12 protein-coding genes and 1 pseudogene are annotated in these 11,924 nt (G+C 53.0%); all 13 read left to right on the top strand.

The window, feature by feature from the left end:
* Positions 1-66 precede the first annotated feature (66 nt).
* Entirely contained in the window at positions 67-378 is a 312-nt protein-coding gene (gene rplU, locus LBQ97_03985) for a 50S ribosomal protein L21 (GenBank protein ID MDR1831878.1), read from the top strand.
* Between the two features lie 2 nt (positions 379-380).
* Positions 381-722 (top strand): ribosomal-processing cysteine protease Prp, encoded by a 342-nt coding sequence (locus tag LBQ97_03980; protein MDR1831877.1) that lies wholly within the window; start codon positions 381-383, stop codon positions 720-722.
* 2 nt (positions 723-724) lie between these two features.
* Positions 725-1,027 (top strand): 50S ribosomal protein L27, encoded by a 303-nt coding sequence (gene rpmA, locus LBQ97_03975; protein MDR1831876.1) that lies wholly within the window; start codon positions 725-727, stop codon positions 1,025-1,027.
* 365 nt (positions 1,028-1,392) lie between these two features.
* Complete coding sequence (locus LBQ97_03970) at positions 1,393-2,760, top strand: GntP family permease (GenBank protein ID MDR1831875.1); 1,368 nt, start codon at positions 1,393-1,395, stop codon at positions 2,758-2,760.
* 106 nt (positions 2,761-2,866) lie between these two features.
* Positions 2,867-4,078, top strand: coding sequence for a CoA transferase (locus LBQ97_03965; protein MDR1831874.1), 1,212 nt, complete (start codon positions 2,867-2,869; stop codon positions 4,076-4,078).
* Positions 4,079-4,103: 25 nt separating this feature from the next.
* Complete coding sequence (locus tag LBQ97_03960; protein MDR1831873.1) at positions 4,104-5,246, top strand: acyl-CoA dehydrogenase family protein; 1,143 nt, start codon at positions 4,104-4,106, stop codon at positions 5,244-5,246.
* 13 nt (positions 5,247-5,259) lie between these two features.
* Positions 5,260-6,048: an electron transfer flavoprotein subunit beta/FixA family protein gene (locus tag LBQ97_03955; protein MDR1831872.1), complete on the top strand. Its 789-nt coding sequence runs from the start codon at positions 5,260-5,262 to the stop codon at positions 6,046-6,048.
* Between the two features lie 39 nt (positions 6,049-6,087).
* Complete coding sequence (locus LBQ97_03950; GenBank protein ID MDR1831871.1) at positions 6,088-7,092, top strand: electron transfer flavoprotein subunit alpha/FixB family protein; 1,005 nt, start codon at positions 6,088-6,090, stop codon at positions 7,090-7,092.
* Between the two features lie 72 nt (positions 7,093-7,164).
* Complete coding sequence (locus tag LBQ97_03945; protein ID MDR1831870.1) at positions 7,165-8,613, top strand: sigma 54-interacting transcriptional regulator; 1,449 nt, start codon at positions 7,165-7,167, stop codon at positions 8,611-8,613.
* A gap of 143 nt (positions 8,614-8,756) precedes the next feature.
* The gene (locus LBQ97_03940; GenBank protein MDR1831869.1) at positions 8,757-9,188 is read left to right on the top strand and encodes a hypothetical protein; all 432 of its coding nucleotides are present in this window, start codon (positions 8,757-8,759) and stop codon (positions 9,186-9,188) included.
* A 110-nt stretch (positions 9,189-9,298) separates the two neighbouring features.
* Positions 9,299-10,660 (top strand): MATE family efflux transporter, encoded by a 1,362-nt coding sequence (locus LBQ97_03935; GenBank protein MDR1831868.1) that lies wholly within the window; start codon positions 9,299-9,301, stop codon positions 10,658-10,660.
* A gap of 22 nt (positions 10,661-10,682) precedes the next feature.
* Positions 10,683-11,686, top strand: a pseudogene (locus LBQ97_03930) (ADP-ribosylglycohydrolase family protein).
* The coding region (locus LBQ97_03925; protein MDR1831867.1) for a helix-hairpin-helix domain-containing protein at positions 11,683-11,924 on the top strand (242 nt) is incomplete at its 3' end. The pseudogene LBQ97_03930 and the gene LBQ97_03925, both read left to right, overlap by 4 nt.

The raw sequence follows: 11,924 nt of genomic DNA, 5'->3' as shown, positions 1-11,924 counted from the left end.
AAGCGCGTGACGAAAGGTATTCAGCAACCTTTATCAGCGGATTTTCACTTTGGAGGTGTATAGCGGATGTACGCAGTAATCAAAACCGGCGGCAAACAATACAAAGTTGCGGAAGGCGACGTATTGAAAGTCGAAAAATTAAATGCTGAGATCGAATCCACCGTAGAATTGACAGACGTCCTGCTGATCGGAGGGGACGGAGCCGTAACCGTAGGCTCCCCGACCGTAAGCGGCGCCAGCGTCAGTGCTCAGGTACTTTCTCAGGGCAAAGGACCCAAGGTCATCAACTTCAAATACAAGCCGAAAAAAGCAAGCCGTAGAAAAATCGGTCACAGACAGTTGTTTACGGAAATCAAAATCACAGCCATCAAAGCCTAGCCATGACTACCGTTGAGATCTGGCGGAAGAACGGGAGAATCGTGCGATACGAGTCTTACGGACATTCCGGCTATGCCGAAGCGGGCTCGGACATCGTATGCGCAGGGGTTTCTTCGCTGGTATACGCGCCTCTGGGCGGCTTGCAGGACGTGCTGGGACTCCGGCCGGACTACGTCGACAGAGACGACTTGTTGGCGGTGGATCTGACAACGATCCCCGAAGCGGATTACGCGAAACGGCAAAAAGAAATCGGCGCATTGCTTGAAACCATGGTTGTGATGGTCAAAAATCTTGCGGGACAGTATCCCGAATATTTGAAGCTTGTAGAAAAGGAGGTTCGATAGAGATGTTATTCACGTTCAATATACAGAAATTCGCCCATAAGAAAGGGCAAGGCTCCGTCAAGAACGGACGGGATTCCAACCCCAAATATCTGGGCGTCAAAAAATATGACGGCGAAGTCGTAAAGGCCGGAAACGTCATTGTACGCCAGCGCGGCACGGTCTTCCACGCCGGGGAAAATATGGGGATCGGCAGGGATCACACGCTGTTTTCGCTGATCGACGGCTTTGTGAAGTTTGAACGCTACAGAAAACGGAACAAAAAACAGGTTTCCGTCTACGCGGAAAAACCTGTTGTCGGCGAATAAAAACCCCTTCCGGGAAAAGGGAACAGGATCTGAAAGGCAAAAGGGCGTCGGAAAACGGCGTCCTTTCGTGATTATAAGGGGCTGAGGACCCTCGATAGCAATGTAGTCATTCTGAGACTTTTGTCTCCGGATGACTACTTTTTGTTTTTTGAACTGGTTTCCGTTTTGTCCAATTCCTGATTTTTAATGTCATAATGTTGTCGAAATTGTTTATAAACAGTACATTTTTAAAATTATTTTAATTTTTTTCCCGAAACAGAATGTTGGCATAATAATTGCTTAGTATAACTGGAGAAACATTTTTGTCATGCCATGGCATCCGAAGTACAAAAACGGCATCACACAAAATAATATAGGAGGATAGCATGAATACGCAACAACTTATCAGTCTCATCGGTATCATCGTAGCACTCAGCCTGCTGATCTGGATGATCATGAAGGGAGTCAACATCTTCATCACGGTCTTTATCAGCTGCGCCATCGTCGCCATTACGACGCTGGGCTTTGTGGCTGACGAAAAAGTCGGTCCCCTGACGATGTTTAACGCCTATAAGACGTTCTTCATCCGCGGGTTTGTCGGATTCTTCAGCGCCAATTACCTGATCTTTCTCACGGGAACCCTTATGGGGAAACTCATGGAAATCACCAACGGTGCGAAGGCCATCGCCAAGTTGATCATCAAGATCTTCGGTAAAAAATACGCCCTGATTTCCGTACCGCTCTCCTGCGCGGTTCTGGCCTATGGCGGCGTCACCGTATTCGTAGTAAGTTTCGCGGTGTTCCCCATTGCCCTGGAAATCTTCCGTGAAGCGGATCTGCCGCGAAGATTTCTCCCCGGCGCGTTGACGTTCGGATGTTCGACCTTCGCCATGGTAGCGCCCGGCGCTCCCCAGATTCACAACTTTACGCCGTCGACGGTTATGACGCAACTGGCCGGAAGACCCGTAACACTCATGGCCGGAACCATCGTGGGATTCCTTTCCTGCGGCGCCATCTTCGTTCTGGGCGCGCTGTTCATGTTCTGGTACATTGACAAGGCAAGAAAGAACGGCGAGCACTTTGTCGCCAAAGACATTGACAAATTTGAGGTGGAGGGAGAACTGCCCAGCGGCATTCTGTCTCTGGTTCCCCTCGTTGTAACGATCTTCATCATCAACTTGAAAGTCGGCGGAAAGAACATCGTTCAGCCCGAAACCGGCGTTCTGTTCGGCACGATCCTGACATGGCTCCTGCTCAACAAATATCAGGACAATCACAAAGTTCTGGGCCATGTGGGCGACGGCTGCAAGGCCGCCATCGGCTCCATCTGTAACACCTGCGCCGTCGTGGGCTTCGGTACCCTCGTATCCATGTCGGCCGCTTTCCCCGTAGTACGTGACGCCATGACCAGCATCCCCGGTCCGCCCCTCGTAGGCGTAGCGGTTGGTACGACGGTCATCGCCGGTATCTGCGGATCCGCTTCGGGCGCTTTGGGCATCGCCGCTCCCTTACTGGGTCCCGTATATCTTGCCAAGGGCGTTTCCGCCGAAGCCATTTCGAGAACCATGTCGATTTCTTCCGCGGCTCTGGATTCGCTCCCGCACAACGGTTATATCGTAACGGTTACGAACGGTATTTGTAACGAAACCCATAAAGACGCTTACGGACTGGTCTTCTGGCTCACGGTATTTATGCCCGCCGTCGGATCGGTTATCTGCGTAATTCTGTTCTCGTTGTTCCCGAACTGGCCGTAATTTTTCCGGAATGTACGACCTGAAGCCCGGAGAATCAGGGTTTCCGTCGTGGACAAAAAAACAAAATAAATAAATGTTGCCAAAAAGCGACAAATGGAGGTATAATATGAATAAACCTTTGGAAGGCGTAAAAGTAGTAGACCTTACCTACTTCGTCGCCGGGCCCGGTACCGCCAGAATCCTTGGCGACTGGGGCGCGGACGTTATCAAAGTGGAGCCGAGCTTCGGCGATCCCGGCAGAAAACTGGGCGCCAACATGACGGCCCCCGTCATCGACCGGGAGATCAATCCCGTTTACACGACCTACAATGCCAACAAAAGAGGGCTCTGTATCAATCTGAAGGATCCCGAAGGGCTGAAAATCATGGACGATCTGCTGAAGACAGCCAATGTTTTCGTTTCCAGTTACCGGACGGGCGCTTTGAAGCGGCTCGGTCTCGACTATGAGACCTTGCACGAAAAGCATCCGCACCTGATCTGGGCACAGATCAACGGTTTCGGCGACTACGGTCCCGCCAAGGACAACGCCGGTTTTGACACCGTGGCCTTCTGGGCCAGAAGCGGCGCCATGGCCGACTTGGTGGAAAAAGACACGTCCCCGGTCAATCCGCCCATCGGATTCGGCGACGCCACAACGGCGTGCAGCCTTTCGGGCGGTATCTGCGCGGCCCTCTACTATCAGCAGAAGACCGGAAAGGGTCAGAAAGTAATGGTATCGCTCTTATCCCAGGCCATCTGGAGCGCCAGTACGGAAATGGCAACGACCCAGTACGAGGACGTTTATCCCAAGACAAGAAAGAACGCCACATCCGCAGTCATCAATTCCTTCAAGTGTAAAGACGGACAGTGGGTATTCGTATCGATTCTCGAACATGAACGGTATTTCCCGGTACTCTGCGACCTGCTGGGCCGGCCCGATCTCAAGAACGACAAGTTCCTGACGACCCTCGAAGCCAAGAAAAACGCGCCCGAGCTGATCGCCATCCTCGATCAGGAGTTCGTAAAATACACCCAGGACGAAGTTGTGGAAATGCTGACAAAGGCCGACATCGCCAACGAACGGATCCAGCACTTCGCCGACGTCTGGAAGGACGCCCAGGCGCTGGAAAACAACTACGTGGCCGATTTTAAGCACCGGAACGGCACTGTGACCAAGCTTGCCCTGACGCCCATCAAGTTTGAGAACATCGAACTGAATCCGATTAAAGACGCTCCGCTGATCGGCGAAGATTCCGAAGAAATCCTGAAGGAAATCGGCTACAGCGACGAAACGATCAAAGCATATCTGGAGAAGGGGACCATCGTAGTCAACAAGTAGTTTTTTCAAAAATCAGGAGGTATCTATGGATTTTAATTTTACCGAGGCGCAACTGATGCTGCAACGGGTGGCAAAGGAGTTCGCTGAAAAAGAAGTGTTGCCCCTTGCCGATGTAATAGACCGGGAGCACCGTTACCCCGCGGAAACATTCGCGAAAATGGCGGAAATCGGCTTTACCGGCATCGGGACGCCTGTGGAACAGGGCGGCTCTGGCGGAAACGACGTCGACAAAGCCCTTATCGTTCTGGAAATCGCGAAGAAATGCGCTTCCACAGCGGCCATCCTCTCCATACACACCATATTTGCCCAGTGCATCATGAAGTTCGGAAACGACGAGCAGAAGAAAAAATATCTGCCCATGATGGCTGAAGGCGGAAAATTGGGGGCTTTTGCCCTGACGGAACCCAACGCGGGATCCGACGCGGCATCGGCCCGGACATCGGCCATCCTCGACGAAAAGACCGGCGAGTATGTGCTGAACGGAACAAAATGCTTTATTTCCGGCGGCGGACAGGCTTCGGCCGTTCTCGTATTCGCCCTGACCGATCCTTCCAAGGGACTGAAGGGCATGTCCTGTATCATCGTGGAAAAGGGAACGCCGGGATTTTCCGTAGGCAAGATCGAAAACAAAATGGGCCTGCACGGGTCCGAAACCGTCGAGCTCATCTTCGACAACTGCCGGGTGCCGAAGGAAAACCTTGTCGGTAAAGAAGGCCGGGGCTTCGGCATGGCCATGACCTGTCTCGACGGCGCGAGAATCGGCGTCGGCGCGCAGGCTGTGGGGATCGCCGAAGGCGCCCTTGAAGAAAGCGTGAAGTACATGCACGAGCGCGTTCAGTTCGGCAAACCCATCGCCGCCCTGCAGGGCGTCGGCTGGTATATCGCCGATATGGCGACGAAAATTGAAGCGGCCAAGTGGCTCGTTTTCCACGCGGCCTGGCTGAAAGCCTCGGGACAGAACCACACAAAGATCGCGGCCATGGCCAAGTACAACGCGTCCATCTGCGCCCGGGAGGTCACAAACCTCGCGTTGCAGATCCACGGCGGCTACGGCTACATGAACGATTATCCGCTCGAACGGATGTACAGAGACGCCAAGATTACCGAAATCTATGAAGGAACCTCCGAAATCCACAAGCTCGTGATTTCCAGGTCCGTGTTGGGTTAAGGGGGGAGGACGCATGAATATTATCGTATGTATCAAACAGGTACCCGATACCAATGAAGTCAGAATCAATCAGGAAACCGGCACCTTGATCCGGGACGGCGTGCCCAGCATCATCAATCCCGACGACAAGAACGCCATCGAAGCGGCCCTGCAGCTCCGGGACAAGAACGGCGGGAAAGTCACCGTCATCAGCATGGGTCCGCCCCAGGCCAAGGAAGCCCTGAAGGAAGCCTACGCCATGGGCGCCGACGAAGTTTACCTGATCACAGACCGCGCTTTCGGCGGTTCGGACACATGGGCAACGGCCACCATTGTGGCCGCGGCCATTGAAAAAATCGGCAACTATGACCTGATCTTCTGCGGCAGACAGGCCATCGACGGGGATACGGCCCAAGTGGGACCGGAAATCGCGGAATTCCTCGATATCCCCCAGGTGACCTACGCCAAGGCCATAGAAGAAAAAGGCGACAAGTATGTGATTACCAGAAAAACCGAAGGCGTCGACTACATCATCGAGACGACGAAACCCGTACTGATCACGGCGATCCAGGATTTGAACACGCCGCGCTATCCCCGGGTAAAACGCGTCTTTGAGGCATATACAACAGATCTGGTGAAGACGCTGACCTCGGAAGACCTTCCTGTGGATCCGACGCAGATCGGACTCAAAGGCTCCCCCACCAACGTACACAGCTCCTTTGTTCCCACAAAGGAAAAGCACAGCGAGATCATCGAAGGGGCCGACAAGACCGAAATAGTGGACAAGCTGCTCGACAAGCTCAAAGCAGCCAACGTGATATAGGAGGGGGAGAATATGGCCAGAGCAAAAGTAAATCAAGACATCAATCTGAAAGACTACAATGACGTATGGGTCATCGGGGAACAGCGTGACGGGATCATCAGCCCCATTACCATAGAGCTCCTCGGCGAGGGCAAAAAGCTTGCCGCGGAACTGGGAAAAAAGCTGGCGGTTGTGCTCCTGGGCGCGGACCTCGATGAAAAAGTGAAAGAGTTGCTCCATTACGGGGCCGACAAGGTCATCTACGTCAAGGATCCCCTGCTGGACAAATTTTCCACGGAAGGCTACGCCCTTTCGACCGCAAGGGTCATTCTCGAAAAAAAGCCGGAAATCGTGCTGTTCGGCGCGACTTCCCTGGGCAGGGACTTCGCCCCCCGGGTGGCGGCCAAGGTCGGCACGGGACTTACCGCCGACTGCACAAAATTGGCGATCGATCCCGAGGACAAAAAATTCCTGCAAACCAGACCCGCCTTTGGGGGAAACCTCATGGCGACCATCATTTGTCCCAAAAACCGCCCGCAAATGGCGACCGTAAGACCGGGCGTCATGGAAAAGGCCAAATACCAGGAAAGCCCCACGGGGACCGTCGAAGTCTATGAACCGAAACTGAACGCCTCGGACATCCGCGCCAAGGTCATCGACGTAAAATCGGCGGGAAAGAAGCTCGTGAACCTCACGGGCGCCAAAATCATCGTGTCGGGCGGCAGAGGTCTCAAGAAGCCTGAAAACTTCAAGCTGATCGAAGACCTGGCCGAAGCCCTGGGCGGAGAAGTAGGCGCGTCCCGCGCGGCCGTCGACTCCGGTTGGATCGATCAGTCCCATCAAGTGGGACAGACCGGGACGACAGTCCGGCCCAACGTTTACATCGCCTGCGGTATTTCCGGCGCTATCCAGCATCAGGCAGGCATGAGCGAGTCCAAGTACATCGTGGCGATCAATAAAGATCCGGGCGCGCCCATCTTCAAAATCTGTGATTACGGCATTGTGGGCGATCTCAACGAGATCGTGCCCGCCATGACCGAAGCGGCAAAAAAAAGGAAGTTGTAACATCCTGACTAAGCAAGTGTTTCAGGGGCGTCCGAAGGGGCGCTCCTGAGGCGCTTCAAAAAAGGAGGACCCATGCTGATTCCCAAGGAAGAATACAAGCATATATTCGACCAGCTGATCGAGATGTCCGAAGACGGATTCATCGTAGTGGACACAAAGGGAAACGTTACGGATATCAACGAATCCTACTGCAATTTCTTTGGCAAGAAAAAGGAGGATGTGATCGGGAAAACCATACTCAACATCATCCCCAATTCCAAAATGATTGATATTGTCCAGAACCATTTTCGGGAATACGGCGTGATCCATACGTACGTGGCCGGGACCTCCAAAGAAAGAAAAATCATCGTCAGTCGTTCCTACGTGGAAGACGAGGAAGGCAAAGTCGTGGCCGGCGTGGCCCAGGTAAAATTCCGCCTGCAATCGCTGGACGTGGCAAAAAAACTGATGGCCGAATATGACCAGCTCGAATACTACCGCGAGGAATACAAGAGAATCGGCCGCGGCCGCAGTTCCTTCGACGACATTATCGGCTCAAGCCCCTCGTTTCTCAAGAACAAAGTGGACGGCGTCAAAGCCGCCAACACCAGTTTTTCGGTGCTCCTGACCGGAGAGACCGGCACGGGCAAGGAAGTTTTCGCCAACGCCATTCACAACACCAGCGCCCGTTCCAACAAACCCATGGTCAGCATCGACTGCGCCTCAATCCCCGAAGAATTGCTTGAATCGGAACTTTTCGGCTATGAGGAAGGCGCCTTTACCGGCGCGAAAAAAGGCGGGAAAAAGGGAAAATTCCTGATCGCCAACGGCGGGACGATTTTCCTCGACGAAATCGGCGACATGCCGCTAAAAATGCAGGCAAAGCTGCTGCGCGTATTGCAGGAGCGGAAAATAGAACCCATCGGGAGCCTTGAGACCATACCGATCGACGTCAGAATCATCGCGGCGACCCGGAAGGATTTACAGCAGATGATCAGAAACGGCGAGTTCCGGGAAGACCTCTTCTACCGGCTCAACGTGATCAATATTGAGATGGTTCCCCTGCGGGAACGGAAAGACGATATTTTGGAGATTGCCAACTATTTCCTCGACGAGTTGAACCGGGAAATGCGCATGGCAAAGCTCTTTTCCAAGGAAGTTTTGAAAATATTCAAGGAATACACCTGGCCCGGCAATATCCGGGAACTCGACAACGTCATCAAGAGCGCCTACGCCAGTTCCGACGATATGTACATCGGGCTTGTGGATCTGCCTTCGCGAATGGTCACCATGAGCAAGCCCGTCCTGGACGAGCGGCGGTCCCTGCACGAGCTGCTCGAAAGCTACGAGCGGGACATCCTGGAGGCTGCCCTTGAGCGCAACGGCTGGAATTGCAACGATACGGCCCGGGAAATGCAAATCCACCGGACGGTGATTTACAAAAAGATCAAAAAATACGGCCTTGCCAACAAAATCCGAAAGTACGGTTTCCGTACAGACCCGGAAGAGGCCCGGATATACGGAAAAGCCAGCGTAATTTAATGTCGCAAAAAAGCTACATTTGGAAACGCCGAAGAGGCGCGGGATACCGCGCTTCTTTTTTTGACCCCCTGACATGTTCACGACATTTTTTCATGGTACAAATAGGTACATGCAAAACAATATCTGAAAAGGAGTTGAGATAAATGAAAAAAATGCTGACCATCGGAACATTATTGCTGACGCTGACGGGCGTCGCCCAGGCGAGACCCTGGGACAGCGTCCGGCGGTATGAGACGCCGGCGGGAACGATCATCGTCCGCTGCTTTGAAGGAAATTTGGGGGACAGGGGTTTTCGCCGAGGGTTTACTACGTTTCCCGACACAAAAAACGAGCGTTTGTCCCGGGATGTGGAAGATTTCAGAATCCTTATGGCAGAAAAAGACCTGGAGCTCCGCCGCGAATTCAACAAAGAAAACCCCGACTGGAGCAAAATCGAAAAAATCCGCATCGAGATGGCAACAGAAAGGGTAAAGTTCCGTACGAAGCTCGAAAAGCAGTATTATGAGGAATGGAAAAAGCAGGAACTTCAGCAAAAAACAACCGAAAACAGCGAGAAAACGGCCTGGATGGGTTAATTGGACAGCGCCCCGCTCCCGAAGAGCGGGGCGGTTTTTTTTATTGCGGGATTGACATAAATCCTGTATAATGAGGGTACGAAAAACGAAACAAAAAATAAGGGAGCAACATGAAACTTTTCAAGACAGATACGCCGGAATTTTACAAAATGATCTTTTCGCTGGGGATCCCCATCGTGATCCAGCAGCTGATCACATCATCGCTTAACTTTGTAGATAATATCATGATCGGACGATTGGGCGAAAACTACATCGCCGCCGTGGGCTTCGCCAACAGCATATTCAGGGTTTACGATCTTTTTTTGTTCGGGATCAACAGCGGCATGGGCATCTTTATGGCGCAGTATTACGGCAAGAAAGACTTCAAAACGATCCGGAAGATCCTGGGAACCGCGATCCGCTGCGGCCTCGTGGTGGGGCTGTTCTTCACGCTGACAGCTTTTTTCGCGGGGGGGCGGATTCTTTCGGTTTACACCGGAAACGAAACGGTCCTCGGGATCAGCGTCTCCTACCTGCGCAGGGTGGTCTTTTCCTATATCCCCTTCGCGATCTCCTTCGGGATCGGCATCACCTGCCGTTCCATGGGAAAGACAAAGGTCCCCATGGTCGCCTCCGCTCTGGGCGTCGTGACCAACACGGTCTTCAATTATCTCTTGATTTACGGCGCTTTTGGCTTTCCGGTAATGAAGGAAAAAGGCGCGGCCGTCGCGACGGTTTTCGCCCGGCTCGTGGAGCTGGCGGTGTATCTGCTCGTGATCTGGAAGAAGGACTACGACCTCAAAGGAAAAATCAGCGATTTCTTCCACCTTTCAAGAACGCTTCTCCGGGAGATCTGGCGGCGGTCTTTGCCGGTATTCGCGACGGAATCCCTCTGGATCATCGGCGTGATCCTGCTCGATGTGGCTTACGCCAGGTTGGGGATCCGGGAGGCGGCTTCCATGCAGATGGCCGGTATCGTGATGGCCATCGGGGCCATTGTGTTTATGGGGCTTTCGAGCTCCGCCGGGGTCATTGTAGGCCATACCATCGGGGAAGGGAACTTTGAAAAAGTCAAGGTCTATTCCCGGAAGATCGTCCGGATCTGCGCGGTTCTGGCGGCGCTGGTGGCGGTATTTGTGGAATTCGCCGCGCCGACCATCGTGAGCCTCTACCAGCTCGAACCGGAAATTTCCGCCATGGCTCTGGGCGTCATCCGGATCGCGGGGGTCTTCATGTTTTTCAAACTCATTGACTGGGGCATCCTGCTGGGCCTTTTCCGGGCCGGGGGCGACACGAAATCCGCCCTCTGGCTGGAGACGCTGCCCAACTGGCTTGTCGGGATTCCCATCGCCTTTACGGGCGTTTACTTCAAGACCCCGATTCATAAACTGATGATTTTCGTGGAATCGGCCGAGATTCTCAAATGTATCGCGGCCTTGATCCGCTACCGCTCGTTCAAGTGGATCATGGATGTGACAGTCAAGGAAACTTGAGGGAGTGGGGGGAGGAAAAAATATGCCAGCAAAAAAACAAATCTCTGCAAGCCTCTACGGACACGTTGTCGGGGACGCCTTAGGCGCGCCCGTGGAATTTGAACCGCGCAAGGCGCGCAAAGCAAAACCCGTGACCGACATGATCGGGTACGGGACATTCAATCTTCCGGCGGGCTCCTGGACCGACGACACCTCCATGACCCTAGCCCTGGCCAAAAGCATCGGGGATAAAGGTACATACAACGCCAACGACGTTTGCAAGAATTTTTCCAGATGGCTTGAACGTGGAGAATTTGCCGTATTCGGCAAGGCCTTTGGCGTCGGTCGCACTTGTTATGGCGCAATTTTAAATTACTGGAGGACCAAAGAGATCCGGATACCTGCGGGTTGTGCGGGGAGATGGACAACGGAAATGGCTCATTGATGAGGATTTTGCCGATGGTTTTTTATATCCTCGCAAAATACGGCTTGAATCAATGGAAAAATCCAGAGGCCATCAAAGAATATCACCACTGCGTCGCCCTAACCCACGCCCATCCGCGCAATTTAATCGCCTGCGGCGTCTATCTTGCGATTATTGATAAAATCGTTGCGGGAGGCAATCCCCTGAACGATTGCATTGAGCGGGGCGCCCTGGAGGCGCTGGAATATTATGGGAATACCGCATACAAAGACGAAATCAATGTGTACAAGCGGCTGTCGGATTGCGCGGTTTTTGCGAAGACCCCCGAAGAGCAGATCAAAGGCAGCGGCTATGTTGTGGAAACCCTGGAAGCCGTCATCTGGTGTCTCTTAAACACGGACAATTACAAAGACGCCACGTTGAAAGCTGTGAACCTGGGTCTGGATACCGATACGGTCGCCGCCATAACAGGCGGAATCGCAGGTCTGTATTACGGTATGGACGGCATCCCGGGCGATTGGCTTGCCAAATTGCAGAATCGGGGATTGCTTGACAAAATTTATACGAAATTTGTCGATACGATTGCAGGAAAACACTCCCACAGCGAGGACTTTGAACTATGAGCGACCTGACGAAAATTCCCGGAATCGGCAAGAACATGGCGCAACATCTGATTGCCGCCGGATACCCGGATATTGAATCCCTTAAAGGACAGAACCCCGACGAAGTCTACGCCAAAGACTGCCTTGCCAAAGGTTTTACGGTTGACCGCTGCGCTTTGTATTGTTATCGTCTGGCGGTGTATTACGCCGACCATGACGGGGAACTTCCCGAAGATAAGCAGAACTGGTGGAATTGGAA

Source organism: Fusobacteriaceae bacterium (assembly GCA_031272775.1).
Classification (GTDB): Bacteria; Fusobacteriota; Fusobacteriia; order Fusobacteriales; family Fusobacteriaceae; genus JAISST01.
The sequence above is the reverse complement of the archived record's forward strand: the minus strand, read 5'-3'. Positions and strand labels throughout refer to the sequence as shown.

Coding starts and splice junctions, on each gene's coding strand:
- LBQ97_03965 (MDR1831874.1), top strand. CDS start 2,867: ATGAATAAACCTTTGGAAGGCGTAAAAGTAGTAGACCTTACCTACTTC.
- LBQ97_03980 (MDR1831877.1), top strand. CDS start 381: ATGACTACCGTTGAGATCTGGCGGAAGAACGGGAGAATCGTGCGATAC.
- rpmA (MDR1831876.1), top strand. CDS start 725: ATGTTATTCACGTTCAATATACAGAAATTCGCCCATAAGAAAGGGCAA.
- LBQ97_03955 (MDR1831872.1), top strand. CDS start 5,260: ATGAATATTATCGTATGTATCAAACAGGTACCCGATACCAATGAAGTC.
- rplU (MDR1831878.1), top strand. CDS start 67: ATGTACGCAGTAATCAAAACCGGCGGCAAACAATACAAAGTTGCGGAA.
- LBQ97_03960 (MDR1831873.1), top strand. CDS start 4,104: ATGGATTTTAATTTTACCGAGGCGCAACTGATGCTGCAACGGGTGGCA.
- LBQ97_03940 (MDR1831869.1), top strand. CDS start 8,757: ATGAAAAAAATGCTGACCATCGGAACATTATTGCTGACGCTGACGGGC.
- LBQ97_03970 (MDR1831875.1), top strand. CDS start 1,393: ATGAATACGCAACAACTTATCAGTCTCATCGGTATCATCGTAGCACTC.
- LBQ97_03935 (MDR1831868.1), top strand. CDS start 9,299: ATGAAACTTTTCAAGACAGATACGCCGGAATTTTACAAAATGATCTTT.
- LBQ97_03945 (MDR1831870.1), top strand. CDS start 7,165: ATGCTGATTCCCAAGGAAGAATACAAGCATATATTCGACCAGCTGATC.